At 65.2% G+C, this 15,205-nt stretch carries 13 protein-coding genes; 2 read left to right on the forward strand and 11 right to left on the reverse strand.

All coding sequences use genetic code 11. The features are described 5' to 3' along the window. Nucleotides 1–173: 173 nt before the first annotated feature. From VFG17_RS06660 to VFG17_RS06675, 4 genes are all read right to left on the reverse strand, one after another. Nucleotides 174–965, reverse strand: coding sequence for a ferritin-like domain-containing protein (locus VFG17_RS06660; protein WP_325028665.1), 792 nt, complete (start codon nt 963–965; stop codon nt 174–176). Next, the gene (locus tag VFG17_RS06665; protein WP_325028666.1) at nt 965–1,432 is read right to left on the reverse strand and encodes a peroxiredoxin; all 468 of its coding nucleotides are present in this window, start codon (nt 1,430–1,432) and stop codon (nt 965–967) included. The genes VFG17_RS06660 and VFG17_RS06665 overlap by 1 nt, the downstream gene beginning before the upstream one ends. Before the next feature lie 3 nt (nt 1,433–1,435). Continuing rightward, nucleotides 1,436–4,147 carry a bifunctional [glutamine synthetase] adenylyltransferase/[glutamine synthetase]-adenylyl-L-tyrosine phosphorylase gene (locus VFG17_RS06670; protein WP_325028667.1) on the reverse strand — a complete coding sequence of 904 codons (2,712 nt, stop codon included), beginning with the start codon at nt 4,145–4,147 and terminating at the stop codon, nt 1,436–1,438. 78 nt (nt 4,148–4,225) lie between these two features. Next, entirely contained in the window at nt 4,226–5,020 is a 795-nt protein-coding gene (locus VFG17_RS06675) for a response regulator (RefSeq protein WP_325028668.1), read from the reverse strand. Nucleotides 5,021–5,229: 209 nt separating this feature from the next. On the opposite strand from VFG17_RS06675, the gene VFG17_RS06680 reads away from it, so the two are divergent. Then, the gene (locus VFG17_RS06680; RefSeq protein ID WP_325028669.1) at nt 5,230–5,400 is read left to right on the forward strand and encodes a NepR family anti-sigma factor; all 171 of its coding nucleotides are present in this window, start codon (nt 5,230–5,232) and stop codon (nt 5,398–5,400) included. Nucleotides 5,401–5,403: 3 nt separating this feature from the next. On the opposite strand, the gene tgt is transcribed toward VFG17_RS06680, so the two are convergent. Genes tgt through VFG17_RS06695 form a run of 3 tightly spaced genes read right to left on the reverse strand, consistent with a single transcriptional unit; the run spans nt 5,404 to nt 9,313 of the window. Then, complete coding sequence (gene tgt / locus VFG17_RS06685) at nt 5,404–6,528, reverse strand: tRNA guanosine(34) transglycosylase Tgt (RefSeq protein WP_325028670.1); 1,125 nt, start codon at nt 6,526–6,528, stop codon at nt 5,404–5,406. A gap of 46 nt (nt 6,529–6,574) precedes the next feature. Further along, the gene (locus tag VFG17_RS06690; protein ID WP_325028671.1) at nt 6,575–7,063 is read right to left on the reverse strand and encodes a hemerythrin domain-containing protein; all 489 of its coding nucleotides are present in this window, start codon (nt 7,061–7,063) and stop codon (nt 6,575–6,577) included. Between the two features lie 60 nt (nt 7,064–7,123). Then, nucleotides 7,124–9,313, reverse strand: coding sequence for an EAL domain-containing protein (locus VFG17_RS06695; RefSeq protein ID WP_325028672.1), 2,190 nt, complete (start codon nt 9,311–9,313; stop codon nt 7,124–7,126). A gap of 216 nt (nt 9,314–9,529) precedes the next feature. On the opposite strand from VFG17_RS06695, the gene VFG17_RS06700 reads away from it, so the two are divergent. Continuing rightward, nucleotides 9,530–10,198 (forward strand): helix-turn-helix domain-containing protein, encoded by a 669-nt coding sequence (locus VFG17_RS06700; RefSeq protein ID WP_325028673.1) that lies wholly within the window; start codon nt 9,530–9,532, stop codon nt 10,196–10,198. A 61-nt stretch (nt 10,199–10,259) separates the two neighbouring features. Here VFG17_RS06700 and VFG17_RS06705 read toward each other — a convergent pair whose 3' ends face one another. The 4 genes from VFG17_RS06705 to VFG17_RS06720 all read right to left on the reverse strand — a co-directional run bounded on the left by VFG17_RS06705 (nt 10,260) and on the right by VFG17_RS06720 (nt 15,144). Further along, nucleotides 10,260–10,673 (reverse strand): hypothetical protein, encoded by a 414-nt coding sequence (locus tag VFG17_RS06705; RefSeq protein ID WP_325028674.1) that lies wholly within the window; start codon nt 10,671–10,673, stop codon nt 10,260–10,262. A gap of 117 nt (nt 10,674–10,790) precedes the next feature. Beyond that, nucleotides 10,791–11,708: a hypothetical protein gene (locus VFG17_RS06710; RefSeq protein WP_325028675.1), complete on the reverse strand. Its 918-nt coding sequence runs from the start codon at nt 11,706–11,708 to the stop codon at nt 10,791–10,793. 8 nt (nt 11,709–11,716) lie between these two features. Beyond that, entirely contained in the window at nt 11,717–14,200 is a 2,484-nt protein-coding gene (locus tag VFG17_RS06715) for a hypothetical protein (RefSeq protein WP_325028676.1), read from the reverse strand. A 140-nt stretch (nt 14,201–14,340) separates the two neighbouring features. After that, nucleotides 14,341–15,144: a fimbrial biogenesis chaperone gene (locus tag VFG17_RS06720; protein ID WP_325028677.1), complete on the reverse strand. Its 804-nt coding sequence runs from the start codon at nt 15,142–15,144 to the stop codon at nt 14,341–14,343. Nucleotides 15,145–15,205: the final 61 nt, after the last annotated feature.

The raw sequence follows: 15,205 nt of genomic DNA on the forward strand, positions 1-15,205 counted from the left end.
TGCCGCGCAGATAATTGCGACTTGGTGCAACTTTTGCGCCAGAAGAGTGTTAGTCAAAACAGCGACCCCGCATTTGCCATGTCGCCAAAGCCCGGAAATAGGCCTTGGCGCCGGTGTTTCTTGGTTTGGATGATTGCTCATCCCCCGCGGAAGCCTGTGTGCTGTTCCAATCCTTACGAAGCAATAACGGTGTAGAATTCTTGCGTTAAACCGGCACGCGTGCGCGCCGAGTCGTTGAACGGTGGCTTCAAACTGCCCCGAAAGCGCGATTTTACTAGGCTGTGCCACGTTTCGACGGCGTTGAATCCCATTTCATCGCACTTTTGCCGGAACCAGACGGTGCCCGCGGTCACATGCCGGATTTCATCCTTGTAAATACGCGATAAAATCTTCGCGGAGGCCGCATCACCCGCCGCCTCGAAGCGGTCGATCGTCGCCGGGGTGACGTCGAGCCCGCGCGCTTCGAGCACCATCGGCACGATCGCGAGGCGGGCGAGCGCATCGTCGGCGGTCGCCTCAGCTGCTTCCCACAATCCGGCGTGCGCCGGCAGCGCGCCATAATGGCTGCCGAGCTGGCGCAGCCGCCGGTCGAGCAGCGCGAAATGCATCGCCTCGTCGGCGGCGACGCCGATCCAGTCGTCGACGAACGCGCGCGGAAATTCACCGCCAAAACGCCCGACCAGATCGACCGCGAGGTCGATCGCGACGAATTCGATATGCGCGAGCGCGTGGAGCAGCGCGATACGGCCACGCTCCGACCCGCCCTTGCCGCGCTTGGGCATCTGATTCGGCGCGAGCAGCTCGGGCTCGGCTGGCCACGCAGGCCGGTCGGGCATCGCCGTGTCGCAGCGATGGTCGATCTCGCCGCGCCGCCACGCCCGCGCCAGACCGCGCGCCGCGCGGCGCTTGTCGTGCGGGTCGGCGGTCAACAGCACCGCGCGCGCGGCTTCGCCCAGCGTCGGCATCAAAGCGCCTTGGCGGCCTCCAGCACGGCGTCGGCATGGCCCTTCACGCGCACCTTGCGCCATTCCTTCGCAAGCTTGCCGTCGCGGCCGAACAGAAAGGTCGACCGTTCGATCCCCATATAGGTGCGGCCGTAATTCTGCTTTTCGACCCAAGTCCCGAACGCCTCGCACACCGCGCCGTCCTCGTCCGAGGCGAGGCGGACGGTCAGGCCATATTTGTCGCGGAACTTGCAGAGCTTCGCCGGCGCGTCGCGCGACACCGCCAGCACCTGCGCGTCCAGATGCGCGAATTCGGGCGCGAGGCGGGTGAAGTCCTGCGCCTCGGTCGTGCAGCCGGGGGTGTCGGCCTTGGGATAGAAATAGACGACCAGAGGCGCGCCCTTCATCGCGGCAAGGTCGATCGCCGCGCCGTCGGCATCGAGAAGCTTCACATTGGGAATCGGGTCGCCGATCGCGGGTGCGCTCATGTCTCAAATCTCCTGCTGTGCCGGGGCGGCAGGCCGAATCGATGCCCACCAGTTCGCAATCTCCTGCCGCGCCTGATCGTGCGCGGCAAGCAGCTGCGGCCAGCCGGGCTCGCCGCACGCGGCCGCGACGAGCCCCCGCGCCGCCGCGGTCGCGGGTTCGCCATCGGGGGCGGTGAGGCGCAGCATGACGAGCATGCGCGCGAGCAGTCCGTGGGCGTCGATCACCTCGGACGGCGCCAGCCCCGCCGCCTTCATGCACGCAAGCGCCGCCGAAATATTCGGGTCGTGGCATTGGCCGCTGACAAGCTGCGTCACCTGCATCGCGAATTCGAGATCGACGAGCCCGCCCGGCCCGCCCTTGACGTCGAGCGCGCCCTTCGGCGGTTTGTGCGCGGCGATCTTGTCGCGCATTTCGGCGGCGTCGGCGGCGAGTTTCGCGGGGTCGCGCGGGGCCGCGAGCAGGTCGGCGACGATGCGCTCGACCTCGCCCTTCGCCGCGTTCGAGCCATAGACCGGCCGCGCGCGGAGCAGCGCCATATGCTCCCACGTCCACGCCTCCTCGCGCTGATAGCGTTCGAAGCTGTCGAGCGTAACGACGAGCGGCCCCTGCGCCCCCTGCGGCCGCAGCCGCGTGTCGACGTCATAGAGTTTTCCCGCCGCGGTGGGCACCGACATCGCCGCGGTCAGACGCTGCGCGAGACGGTTGTAATAGGTCGTCGCGCCGAGCGAACGCGGCCCGTCCGATTCGGCGAGATGGTCGCCGGTGAAGAGATAGATGAGGTCGAGGTCCGACGCGTGCGTCAACGCCCTGCCCCCGAGCCGCCCGAGCGCGAGGACGACGAGTTCGCTGTCCGCGATGCGGCCATGCGCCGCGATGAATTCGGCGACCGTCGCATCGGCGAGCACCTGCAGCGCGGCTTCGGCAAGTTCGGAATAGCCGCACGCGATGGCGAGCGGGTCGTTCGCGCCCGCGATCAGCTGCACGCCATAAGCGAAGCGTCGCTCGCCGACGCGGTCGCGCACCCGGTCGAGCAGCCGCTCATAGTCGAGGCCCGCCAGCCCCGGCGCCCATTCGCCGAGCAGGTCGGCCTTCGTCGCCGGCGCCTCGAACGCGCGCTTGTCGATCAACCCCTCGATCAGCTCGACCCGCGCGGCGAGCGCGTCGGCCAGCGTCGGGGCGAGCGACAGCGTGCGCGTCGCGATCCGGGCGAGTTCGGGCTGCGCCGCGAGCAGGTGAAAAAAGCCCACCGCGCTAGGCAGCCCTCCGACGAGCTTGTCGAAGCGTAGCAGCGTCGCTTGCGGATCGGGCGCTGCACCCAGCGCCTTGACCAGCTCGGGCAGCACCGTCTCGAGCGCGCCCTGTGCCGCCGGGCTGCGCAGCGCGCGCAGCTTGCCGCCGCGCCATTCGGCGATCGTGCGCAGCGCCGCATCGGGGGGATCGAACCCCGCCGCCGCGAGCTCCGCCGCGAGGCCGCCCTCGTCGCGGGGGAGGCCCGTCGTCGCCGCGCGCTCGGCGACGAGTCGGTCGTAACAGCTGCCGACGTCGGCGACGACGGGCTCGAGCGCCGCGAGCAGCGCCGCGCCGTCCGTCTCGCCGTCGAACCGCGCGACGCAATCGAGCGCCGACACCTGCGTCGGCAGGCTGTGCGTTTGCTGGTCCTCGATCATCTGCAGCCGGTGCTCGATGCGGCGAAGCGTCGCATAATGGTCCGACAACCGAACCGCGACGTCGGGTTCGATCCGCCCCGCCGCCGCGAGCGCGGCGAGCGCATCGACCGTCGCCGGCACGCGCAGCGACGGGTCGCGCCCGCCGTAGATGAGCTGGTGGACCTGCGCGAAAAACTCGATCTCGCGAATCCCGCCGCGACCGCGCTTCAGATCGAAGCCCGGGCCGAACGCCTGCCCCTGCGCGAAATGGTCGCGAATCCGGTCGCTCATCGCGCCGATTTCCTTGAGTTGCCGGAAATCGAGGCTGCGGCGCCAGATGAAGGGCTGGATCGCGGCGAGGAAACCTTCGCCGAGCGCGCGATCGCCGGCCGAAGCGCGGCTGCGGATGAACGCCGCCTGCTCCCACGCCAGCGCTTCGGACTCGTAATAGGAGATCGCCGCGCTTTCGGGGAGCACTATCGGCGTCACCTCGGGATGCGGGCGAAGACGCAGGTCGACGCGCAGCACATGGCCGTCGCCAGTACGCGCCGACAGGATTTCGGTCATCCGCCGCGCGATCCGGACCGCCGCCTCGTCGGGATCGTCGCGCGAACGGCGCGGCAGCGTTTCGGGGTCGAAAATCAGGATCGGGTCGATGTCCGACGAGTAATTGAGTTCGTGGCTGCCGAGCTTGCCCAGCGCGATCACGGCGAGCCCGCGCGGCTCCTCATCCGGCACGCGTTCGGCAAAGGCGGCGGCGAGCGCGGCGTCGCAGGCCGCGTCCGCGAAACCGGACAGCAAGCGCGTCGTCGTAGCTACATCATGCTCGCCCGACAGGTCGCCGAGCGCGAGCAGCAGCGCCATACGCCCGCGCCATCGGCGGAGCGTGCGCATGATATCGTCGTCGACCGGCGGCGGTGTGACGCGATCGAGCGCCGTGTCGGTACCATCGGTCAGGAAACGCGTCACATCGTCGGGGTTGAGCTCGGCGAGCCGTGCGAGGAAGGGCGCGTGCGCGGTAAGCCGGTCGAGCGCCGACTGGCGGCTGGAAGCGTCGGATGCGGTCATCGCGCGCTGCTATCGCCCGCGATCTGGCGCGAGGCAAGGCGGTTCCGCCGCCCCGTGTTCGCGAGGCGGCGGCAAAGCTCAGGCCGGGATCGTGCTTTCGTCGAAGAACAGCACCTGCGAGATCGCCGCGCGCAGCGTCGCGGGCTGATACGGCTTGGTGAGGAGGAAGGCGGGTTCGGGCCGGTCGCCGGTGAGCAGCCGTTCGGGAAAGGCGGTGACGAAGATGACCGGCACTTTGAGGTCGCCCAGGATTTCCTGCACCGCCTCGATCCCCGAGCTGTTGTCGGCGAGCTGGATGTCGGCGAGCACGAGACCGGGCTGGTGCTTCTGCGCTTCGTCGACCGCCTCGCGGTGCGTCGTCGCGACGGCGACGACGTCATGGCCCAGATCGCGGACGATCATTTCGATGTCCATCGCGATGATCGGTTCATCCTCGATGATCAGGATGCGCGCGCGCGTCTGGCGATCGATCTCGTCGGTCGCTTCGGCGATCAGCGACCGCACCGCCTCGGCATCGCGGCCGATGATGCGCCCCGTGTCCTCGGCGCTGAAACCCTCGACCGCGGTGAGCAGCAACGCCTGCCGCGCGAGCGAGGGAATACGGCGGAGGCGCGCGTCGGCGATCGCGATGTCGCTCAGCGCGCCGGCGTCGTTCGCCGCCGCCTGTTCGGCCATCAAACCGAAATTGTCGTGCACCATCCGGTACAGCTGGATGCGCAAGTCGGCGCCGGTATCGATCGCGCCCGGATCGGCCACCAGCGTTTCGAGCAGCCGGGCGACCAGCGCATCGCCATTCCGCTGGCTTCCGGAAATGGACCGGCCATAACGCCGCAGATAGGGAAGATGCGGCGCAACCGACTGACCCAATGACATATTTTACCTCCTGATAGCCCTAAAAACCGGGGCGGACGCGTCCGGAAAAGGGACAATCCCCCATGCCTCCCCGCCACCATCCGATATATTTCAACCTTTGGGAACGATTTAGCCTTAAAATAGTTTCATGGCGAAGGAACAAACGCGCCATTGCGCTTTGGTGTATGCGCGGTTAGCAAAAGGCCCCATGTTCAGCGGATGCTTCGATAATGTCGTCTAAAACCGGTTCGCCGCGCAACGAGGCTTCCGGAAAGAACGCCGATAAAAAACCTTCCGCCAAGGGGCAGGACGTCAATGGCGCCCTGCGCCGCGCGTATGAATCGACCGTGGATGAGGTTATTCCGCAGTCGTTGCTCGACCTGCTCGGCAAACTCGACTGATTTTCAGCGCCGGTAACGCGCGTCAAAATCGCGCTGGAACGCCGCGAATGTCCCCGCGGCGATCGCATCGCGCATGCCCTGCATCAAATCCTGATAGAAGTGCAGATTATGCTGCGTCATCAGCATCGCGCCGAGCATCTCGCCCGAACGGACGAGGTGATGCAGATAGGCGCGCGACCAGGTCGTGCAGACGGGACAATGGCAGTCCGCGTCGAGCGGCGCCTGGTCCTCGGCATGTTTCGCGTTGCGGATATTGATCGGGCCATCCCAGGTGAATGCTTGTCCGTTGCGTCCCGACCGCGTCGGCAGCACGCAATCGAACATGTCGACCCCGCGCGCGACCGCGCCCACAAGATCGTCGGGCTTGCCGACCCCCATCAGATAGCGCGGCTTGTCGGCGGGAAGCTGGCCGGGCGCATAATCGAGCACGCCGAACATCGCCTCCTGTCCTTCCCCGACGGCAAGTCCGCCGATCGCATAGCCGTCGAAGCCGATGTCGGCGAGCGCCGCGGCCGAGCGGGCGCGCAGCTTTTCGTCGAGCGAGCCCTGCTGGATGCCGAACAGCGCTGAGCGCGCCGCATGATCCCCGCCCGCGTCGAAGCCCGCGCGGCTGCGCGCCGCCCAGCGCATCGAGCGTTCCATGCTCGCCTCGGCGCGCTTCGTATCGACGCCGCTGGGCGGGCATTCGTCGAACGCCATCACGATGTCGCTGCCGAGCAGGCGCTGAATCTCCATCGATCGTTCGGGGGTCAGCATGTGGCGCGAGCCGTCGAGGTGGCTCTTGAACGCGACACCCTCTTCGCTCTGCTTGGTGAGCGCGGAGAGGCTCATCACCTGATAGCCGCCGCTGTCGGTCAGGATCGGCCGGTCCCAGCCCATGAATTTGTGCAAGCCCCCGAGCCGCGCCATCCGCTCGGCGGTCGGGCGCAGCATCAGGTGATAGGTATTGCCGAGGATGATGTCGGCGCCGGTGGCGCGCACTTCGGCGGGGCGCATCGCCTTCACCGTCGCGGCGGTGCCGACGGGCATGAAGGCGGGGGTGCGAATCTCGCCGCGATGCATGGCGATCACGCCCGTGCGCGCGGCGCCGTCGGTTGCGCTGATCTGAAAAGCGAATCTGTCGGACATGGCGCGCGCCTATGGCGAGCGCCGCGCCAAAAGTCGAGGGCGGCGACTAATCGCGCGCCTCTTCGCTCGACGGTTCCTCTTCGGCCGCCTTGGCCTTTTCCTTCGGCTTTTCCTTTTCGAAGATCTTGATCAGTTCCTTCTTGCGCGCGTCGGAAAGCTCCTTTTCGGCCGCCGGGAACATCTCCTCCTCTTCCTCGTCGATATGGTGGAGATAACGGTCCTTCATCGTCCGGAACCGCGTCAGCCAACCGCTCGACGAAAAATCCATCTCGTATAATTCGGTGAGGAAATCCTCGATTTCCTTATGCTCGGCGACGCTGTGCTGCGCCTCGTCGCGCAGGTCGGGATTCGCGAGCATCGTCGCATAGAGCGACATTTCCTCGGACGCCGCATGCGCGGTCACTTCGACCCGGAACGCCTCGAAGAGCGCGCGGCGCTCGTCGCTGTCGCCATGGGTCGCGTCGATGCGCTCCAGCAATTCGCGATGGCGGTCGTGATCGGCCTTCAGCCGCGCGAAAATCTTGGTCTCGGTCATATATGTCTCCGTCCATCAGGGTCGAAGACAAAACGGGGCAGGCCGCGACGAGTTCCGGCGTCAGGCCGCTTTCCAGTCGTTGGTGGTCGTGAAGGTCGGCAGCGCCAGCGCGCTCGTCTGCTGCGCCGCCGCGGCGATCAGATAGGGCGACACGCGGTGGCGCGTGCACAGCCCGCCATTGCCGTCGCTGACCATCGTCTGTTCGAACTCGATGCCCTGCTGGTGCTTCGCCGAGCGGCGCACGGTCGCGGTGACGAGCTGCCCCTCGCCGAAATCGATCACGAAGCGCGTGCCGACGGGCACGTCCAATATGCCCTCGATAAAGGCGCCGGTCGTCGACAGGTTGCGGATGACGACGGCGTAGCGGTGATTGTCGTGGATCGCGCCGACCTTGCGGAACAGCGAGAAACGGTCGTTGCGCTGGCGCGCGGGGCCCGACGGCTTGATCGTCCACGATCCCGCTTCGGCATGCTCCATCAGCTCTGCCTGCGGCACGGGCTTGCTATAAACATAGCCCTGGACGTGGCTGACGTGGAGCTTGCGGATCAGGTCGAGTTGGTCGAGCGATTCGATGCCCTCGGCGGTCGTTTCCATCTCAAGCGCCTCGGCCAGCGCGACGATCGCGGCGATGATCGCGCCGTTGCGCGAACCGGGCACGGTCGCGTCGCGAACGAAGCTCTGGTCGATCTTGATCTTGTCGAATGGCGCCGATTGCAGATAGCCGAGCGACGAATATCCGGTGCCGAAGTCGTCGAGCGCAAGGCGGACGCCGAGATCTTTCAGCGCCTTGAACATCTGGTTGGTTTCGGCGGTGTCGCCCAGGAACACGCTTTCGGTGATCTCCAGCTCCAGCCGGTCGGGCGCAAGGCCCGACGCCTCGATCGCCTTTGCGATGACCTTCGGCAGGTCGGCGTTCGCAAACTGGATCGGCGAGACGTTGACCGCGACGCGCATGTCGCCCGGCCAGCTCGCCGCATCCTCGCACGCCCGGCGGAGCACCCATTCGCCGAGCTTCCAGATCAGGTTGGTTTCCTCGGCGATCGGAATGAACAGCGCCGGCGAGATCACGCCGCGGTCGCGGTGGGTCCAGCGGATCAGCGCCTCGACCCCCGTCACCATGTTCGACTTGGCGTTGACGACGGGCTGATAGCAAAGCGTAATCTCGCCGCGCGACAGCGCGTCGCGCAAATCCTCTTCGAGCACGCGCCGGTCCTCGGCCGCCTGATGCAAGTCGCTCGAATAGAAAGCAAAGCGGCCGCGCCCGTTACCCTTTGCCGCATAAAGCGCCAGATCGGCGTTGCGAACGAGGTCGTCGCTGCCCTGTCCGTCGAAGGGCGCGATCGCGACGCCGACCGACGCGCCGATGATGCAGCGGCTGCCCTCGACCGAATAGGGCTGCGACAGGCTGGCGATGATGTCGGTCGCCATCTCGCCCAATTTGCCGCGATCCTCGATGTCGGGAAGGATGATCTGGAATTCGTCGCCGCCAAGACGGCTGACCATTTCGCGGTCGCCGACGATCTTGAGCAGGCGCTGGGCGACTTGTTTCAGCAGCGCATCGCCCGCCGGATGGCCGAGCGTGTCGTTGACCTGCTTGAACCGGTCGAGGTCGATCAGCATGATCGCGCACGAGCGTTGTTGCTGCGCGAAGGCCGCGAGCGTCGCGTCAAGCTTTTTCGAGATGTTGAAGCGGTTGGCGAGACCGGTCAGCGAGTCATAGAGTGCGAGCCGCGACGCGTCCTCGGCGGAGCGGCGCTGTTCGGTGATGTCGGTGCCGCTCCCCCGGTAACCGGTGAATTTGCCCGAACCGTCGAACTGCGGCCGGCCCGAGATCGCCCACCAGCGATCATCGCCTTCGAACGCGCTGCGCAGTGGCAGTTCGTGGAATTTCGACTGCTTGGTCAGCAGGAAGGGCAAGGTGCGCTGGCGTTCGCCCTGGCTGTCGACGGGAAGAAACAGGTCGGTCAAAGCGGTGCCGAGCAGCGCGCCGCCGGTTCGCCCCATCAACCGGGCCACCGCATCGGTGATATAGGTCAGCCGCCCCTGGGCATCGGTCGACCAGAACCAGCCCTGGCCGCTTTCTTCGTAATTGCGGAGCAGCAACAGTGCGTCGTGCGTGTGCAGATTCGCCGCGGCCTCGCCGCGCTGTTTGCCGATGCGGGAACCGATCTTACCGAAAAAACCGCGCTGGGCTTCGTCGGTATCCCCCTTTCCCCGGTCGCCGGAATCGATCCGCGATGGCACGTCCATCCAACAAACTCTTTATCTGATCCCCATTGCCCAGCCGCTATGCGCGGCAAGAGATTGCGATAGAGTAAATATCCAAGGCTTTGCCCCAAAGCGAAACATCGACGGGATTTGAAGGCGATCGTACCCCTCCCGCGCGTTCGTGACTTTCGTTCGTCCTGTCCCGTTAACCTTCCCGCGAAGTCAAATCTTAATCTTGGCATCGCGATGGATTGCCACATGGCGATGACCGTATATCTGAACGATGTTCCGCGATCGGCGGGCAAGGGCCGCGCGTCGCGACGGCAACTGCGGCTGCCGCTGCACGGGTCGAAAGCGGCGGGCGCCGAAATCGAGGCGCTGGTCCATAATATTTCGGCGACGGGAATGCTCGTCGAAAGCACCGCGCCGCTGGAAATCGGCGAGGTGATCGAGATCAACCTGCCGCACAGCGGAAAAACGGCGACGAAGGTCATCTGGACCAGCGGCCGGCTTGCCGGGTGCCAGTTCGAAATGCCGATCTCGCCCGCGACGCTCAGCGCCGCGCAGCTTCGCAGCGTGGTGGTCGAAGCCGAGCCCGATGCGGCCCAAAACCGGCCGTCATCCTCCGCCGAAAGTTTCGGAGCTCGCCTGCAGCGACTGCGAACCGCGCAAGGTCTGACGCAGGGACAGCTTGCCGTGCGTCTGGGCGTCAGCGAACCGTCGATCTCGGCTTGGGAGCTCGACAAGGCCCGGCCCAAGGCCGGTCGGGTCGAAGCATTGGCAGATATGCTCGGCGTCGAAATTCACGAGCTTCTCGGGCTGGAGGAGACCGAAAACCTGCGCGATCTTGTCGCCCGCGCGAAAGAGCGGATTGCGAAGGCGGCTGGCGTCGCTCCCGACAATATCAAGCTGACCATCGAGATATAGTCGCCCCGCCACGCGGCGGCAGAGCTCTCCCCGACTTCGATACGTCAGGAGATGGCCGGCGTCAGGTCGGAATGATCCGCAATTCGAAACGATCGGTGTCGAAACCCTGTTCGCCGGGCACTGCCGCGATCGGCCGCTCCCTGACTCGCGGTCCGGTCGCGCGGCTGAGCACCGCCTGGCCCGAACCGTTGAGAATGATCTCGTCGTTCCCCGCGATGATCCGCGCGCCTTCCAGCGAACCCGGCTCATAGTTGATCACCAGATTGTAACCCGCCGGCGCGTTGCAATATTCGCGGAAGGTTCCGAGCGACACGGCGTCGCCGCTGACGATACCGAAACCGGTCGCCCGATGCTGCACGTTGCACTGCACCGCGACCGTCAGGCGGAGATTGAAACCGTACGATGCCGCCATGGCGGTCGTCGGTGCCGCAACGAGCACGACACTCGCAAGGCCGAGCGAGAATTTCCTGATCATCCGTAACCTTTCCGCCAGTAGGCCGAAGCTTTGGATGATTATCTAGGCTCGCGAATCTAACATTCAGTTAAGGGGCGTCAGAAAATTGACAATGGAGGACGGGCGAAGCAGGCTGCGTCAGCGCGCGGTCACCGAGATCGAGACGACGTCGCTATACACACCGGCGCGGCGATCGGACGTGTCGCCGATCAGGAACTGGATCGGCAGCGCTTCGCGGCGCAGCCCGCCATTCGTCTGCCCGGATATCGTGCGCACGCCCGTCAGATTGACCGAATTGCTGCCGATCGCAAGGCTGTACGGCACGTACCAATCGCTCGAGCCGAGCCGCAAGCGGCCCGAATTGGCCGAGGTGACGTTGAGATCGTAGGAACCGGTACTGGCGACGCGAAGCTGGAGCGGCACCGGCGCGACACCCGGCCGCAGTTCGCCGAGGTCGACCACCGCATGCCCGTCGTTCATCGTGTAAGCGCCCGCAAGGCCAATCCGCGCCGAGGGCAGGACATTGATGCCGAGGACAAGCTGGGTGCCACCGAGCGAACGGAAGCTGCCGTCCTGCGCCTCGATCGTCACATCCTGGGTGAAAACACCTGAATCCTTCACATCGTCGGCGTCGGCGACAAGCTTGTACAACAAGGTGCGCGACCCGTTCGCTCCCAGCGTCAGCATCCGCTGCGACGGATTGCGTTGCGTCCGCCCGGCACGCGGCGTCACATCCTGCGTGTCGGTCAGGTTGAGTAGCGCGTAGCCGATCCGCTTTCCGCTGCCCTTTGACAGGCCGAACGGCGGCTGGACCAGCTCGAACGTCGGCGTGAAACGGCACTCGCCCGTACCCTCGTTTACGAAGGTGACACCGAACGTGCCCTCGGGAATGGCTCCGTCAAACGGGTCGTACCCCTGGATCAGCCAGCTTTGCGGTGTCGCATTGATCCGGACGAGACATTCGGCACCGGGAATAGCGGCGCCCGGCGTCGGCGCCTGCGCATAAAGCGGCATCGCCATCGCCGCCGCAGCGAGGAACAGGGTTGGGCGCAGCATAATGCCTCCTAATTTTTCGTACCGGGGCGAACCGTACCGAGGTTCAACAGACCATCGGTGTCCGCCGGCACCGTGAATTCGAAGCTCCGGTCGATTGTACCATTGGGACCGTAGGTTTCCACCAGATAGCGCCGTCCCGGCAGCAGGTTGGTGATCGCGAAGCGCCCGATCGAATTGGTGAAGAAGGGAATCGGCTTCGGCGTCTCGGTTGACTGCACATCGAGCAAGGTAACGCGACCGCCGATCAGCGACACGGGCTTGTCCGGCGCCAGAATCAACGTACCCATCGCGCTGGCGAACGCATCGGTGCCGATGCGCGCAGTATAGCCGCTCTTGTACGGCGGATGGACGCGGAACACGCCCGGACCGGTGTCATAGCCCGTCGGCGGGTCTTCGACGTCATATTGCACCGACTGGGTGGCGTAGGAGCCGAGGAAGTTGTTGACCGCTGCGCCGAGCGCCCCGCTCTTGCTGATATAATTATTCTCGGCGAGCGACTGGCCGGCGACCACGCTGCGCTTGCCGAGGTTCTTGTGCGGCGACAACAACATGAAGCTGTCGTTGATCCGCCGCCCGATGCCGAAGCTTCCGTCGGCAAAGGCCAGCGAGGTGCCGACCCGCACCGTCGTGACGTTGAGGTCGGCGACGTCCGACAAGCTGGGTCCGAATGTCGCGTGGCTGATCGACGCATCGAAGCGATTGGCTGAATAGGTCGCATAGCCCAGCGCGCGCGCGCTGTTGTCGTCGCGCGTGACGACCCCGCCGAAGCCGACGCTGTTAAGCTGATTGAGGCCGCTCTGATTGTACGAAATCTCACTCAGATTGTCGCGGCTCTCATATCGAGCCTCGGCGCGGCGGCGATAGTCGGGCTGGAACACGATGCCGATATTGAAGCTGACCCCGTTGCCGCGCGAGAAGGCCGACGGGAATTTGGCGTAATCGACTCCGGCGCGGAGAGTCCAGCGCCGGTCGAGGCGATAAAAGCCCGTCGCGCCGACGCGATAGCTATCGCCGACGTCGCCGCGCCCCTTGAGATAGGAAGCCGATGCCGTCGCGGTCAGGCGCATGGAAAGCTGCCGCGAATATTGTCCCGTCACCGTTGCCGAAGTGGTGTTGATCCCGTCGATATTGCCCAGGTTGGCAAAGCGGGGCGACAAATAATCGGCGCGCAGCGTGAAGCTGTCGGACAGCCCTTCGCGATCGATGAAATGTTCATAGCTGACCCCGCCGGCGAAACCCTCGCCCGCGGTTTTCGAATGGCTGCCGCCGGCATCGAGCAGCAGGCGGCCGCCGTTGGGAAGGACGAACTGGGTCTGTCCCGTCAGCGTCTGAACATCCTTGCTCGCCTGAAGGCCGACCCCGATCGCGGGACGGTTGAAAAAGGCCTTGCGAAAGAAGCCGGAGAAAGCGACCGGGCCGCGATAGTCGGGCGCGCCGCCGAAGGTCCGGCTGGTCGGACCGAAAAAGGCGCCATATTCATAATCGCCGGGATCGAGATCGATCGGGTCGAGATATTGCTGATACGAAAGGTTTTGAACCGCGCCGCTGTTGTCGGTGACCTGAATATCGACGTCGTTGCTGCCCGCGATCAGCGGCAGCGAACTGAAATCGTAACGGCCGGGCTGCAGCCGGACCTCGCGATAGAGCGACCCGTTGCGCAAGAAGCGGACGGTCGATTCGCGTTGCAGGATGAGCTGGCGATTGGCCTGAAGGATCGCCGAGCGGAAACTGTTGAAACGGCGGCGCTGGCGCAGCACGCCGATGCCGCCCATTTCGACGAAGGATTGCTGGCCGCGAATTTCGGGATCGAGATCGCCGAGATACCAGCGCCGGAAATCCTCCGGTTCGTCGTAAACGAGGCGCGCATAGTTGCGCGTGAATTTGTAGCTGTCCCCGGTCACGCCGAACTGTTGCCCCAGCTGGGCGTCGCCCTCGAAAACGAACCGGCCGAGCCGCACGGCGCCGTCGAAGTTGATCGTGGGCGGATCGGCCTGACCACCCTCCCACAAATAGCTCTGGATCGCGCTGAGGTTAAGGAATGCCGAAAACCCTGCGGGCTGCAACGACACATCGTTTGCGTCTTCGCGCGGCGGCGCGAAAATGTCCTTGATGGCGCGCTGTTCGGCCGACACCTCGACCACGACGACCGCCAGCGTGCTGGGGTCGTATGTCAGCTGAACCCCGGTCTTGCCGAGATCATCGGGACCGAAATTGGGCAGCGACACGAGGTGCGACGACAGTTCCGCATGCGCCTCTTCGTTCAGCACCGGCTGCATCAAGCGCAGAAAGGTCGCCGATTCGAGCAGAAAGCGGTCGTCCGCGGTGAGCAGCATCGGGATATCGCCCAGGCTGCTGCTCTGAAATGTCAGCGGCACCGTCATTTCGATGTCGCGGTCGTACGGATTGATGTCCGGCCGACCATGAGGTCCGATCGGAAGCTGCGGCATCACGGGCGTGGGTGCGGGGATCGGCGGAATCTGGGTGCCCGGCAACGGAATGGTCGTTGGTGCGCCGGGGTCTTGCGCGGGCGGTGAAGATCGCGGACCCTGCGGCAACGGAATCGACACCTGCGCAGCGGCGGTGCTTGCGCACAGCGCTGACAGCGCGACCGAGCACAGGGCGAATCCGGCTTTCACTGTTTGAACGAAAGCTTGATCGGGCCGGGGCCAAAGCCGGGAACCGGCACGCGAAAGACCCGTTCACCCTGGGCGGGCACATAACCGGTACCGACCGCCTGATTGAGTTCCTCGGGCGAGATATCGACGCGCAGCCATTTGCCGTCGGTGCCCGTGCCTTCCAGCTGCCAGCCGAAATTCGACATCATCGCGTGACGGCGGCCGTCGTTGCGCAGGGTGATTTCCACCCCGTCCTGCATCGGCGGCAATTCCTTCGATCCCGGCGGCGCGGGCGGCTGATACATCACCTGCTTGACCGTGGTCGCCTTCACGTCGGGTTTCGCGCCGGGAGGTGCCACGACCACCAGCGCGCGCATGTTGTAGAGCACTTGCACCTGTGCCCCGATCGCGTCGGCGGCGCCGGGTTCGAAGGCGACCGGCAATTGCTCGACCGAAACATAATAGGCCTGCGACGACGCGAGTTCGGCGCCACCCACCCATTGCAGGCGGACGACCTGACGACCGCCGGCCGGCAGCACGCCCTGCGGCGGGAAAACGAGGAAATCCTGGTCGGCGGGCGTTTCGACGATATTCCCGTCCTTGTCGATTTCCATTCGGAAAACGCGCGTCTGGAACGCCAGATTGCCGGGATTGATGTTCTGGACCTCGATCCGCGCCACCGCGTTGGTGCCGCGCGATTCCATTTCGACGACCATCGGCGACACGCGCATCGCCAGCGCCGGGGTGACAATCAATGCCAGCGCCGCAAACGCGGCCAACAGCGCGCGTGCATGACGCTTCATCGTCGCCAAAGCGGTCATGATCCCCATCCCCCTGTCCCGATCTGCGGACATAATCGCATTAAACCATAAAGAAAGGGGA

It is taken from the genome of Sphingopyxis sp. (assembly GCF_035686825.1).
Taxonomy (GTDB): Bacteria; Pseudomonadota; Alphaproteobacteria; order Sphingomonadales; family Sphingomonadaceae; genus Sphingopyxis.

What these genes read in the sequence shown, in the direction of transcription:
- VFG17_RS06660 (WP_325028665.1), bottom strand. Translation starts at nt 965, where the DNA reads ATGCCGACGCTGGGCGAAGCCGCGCGCGCGGTGCTGTTGACCGCCGAC.
- VFG17_RS06665 (WP_325028666.1), bottom strand. Translation starts at nt 1,432, where the DNA reads ATGAGCGCACCCGCGATCGGCGACCCGATTCCCAATGTGAAGCTTCTC.
- VFG17_RS06670 (WP_325028667.1), bottom strand. Translation starts at nt 4,147, where the DNA reads ATGACCGCATCCGACGCTTCCAGCCGCCAGTCGGCGCTCGACCGGCTT.
- VFG17_RS06675 (WP_325028668.1), bottom strand. Translation starts at nt 5,020, where the DNA reads ATGTCATTGGGTCAGTCGGTTGCGCCGCATCTTCCCTATCTGCGGCGT.
- VFG17_RS06680 (WP_325028669.1), top strand. Translation starts at nt 5,230, where the DNA reads ATGTCGTCTAAAACCGGTTCGCCGCGCAACGAGGCTTCCGGAAAGAAC.
- tgt (WP_325028670.1), bottom strand. Translation starts at nt 6,528, where the DNA reads ATGTCCGACAGATTCGCTTTTCAGATCAGCGCAACCGACGGCGCCGCG.
- VFG17_RS06690 (WP_325028671.1), bottom strand. Translation starts at nt 7,063, where the DNA reads ATGACCGAGACCAAGATTTTCGCGCGGCTGAAGGCCGATCACGACCGC.
- VFG17_RS06695 (WP_325028672.1), bottom strand. Translation starts at nt 9,313, where the DNA reads ATGGACGTGCCATCGCGGATCGATTCCGGCGACCGGGGAAAGGGGGAT.
- VFG17_RS06700 (WP_325028673.1), top strand. Translation starts at nt 9,530, where the DNA reads ATGGCGATGACCGTATATCTGAACGATGTTCCGCGATCGGCGGGCAAG.
- VFG17_RS06705 (WP_325028674.1), bottom strand. Translation starts at nt 10,673, where the DNA reads ATGATCAGGAAATTCTCGCTCGGCCTTGCGAGTGTCGTGCTCGTTGCG.
- VFG17_RS06710 (WP_325028675.1), bottom strand. Translation starts at nt 11,708, where the DNA reads ATGCTGCGCCCAACCCTGTTCCTCGCTGCGGCGGCGATGGCGATGCCG.
- VFG17_RS06720 (WP_325028677.1), bottom strand. Translation starts at nt 15,144, where the DNA reads ATGACCGCTTTGGCGACGATGAAGCGTCATGCACGCGCGCTGTTGGCC.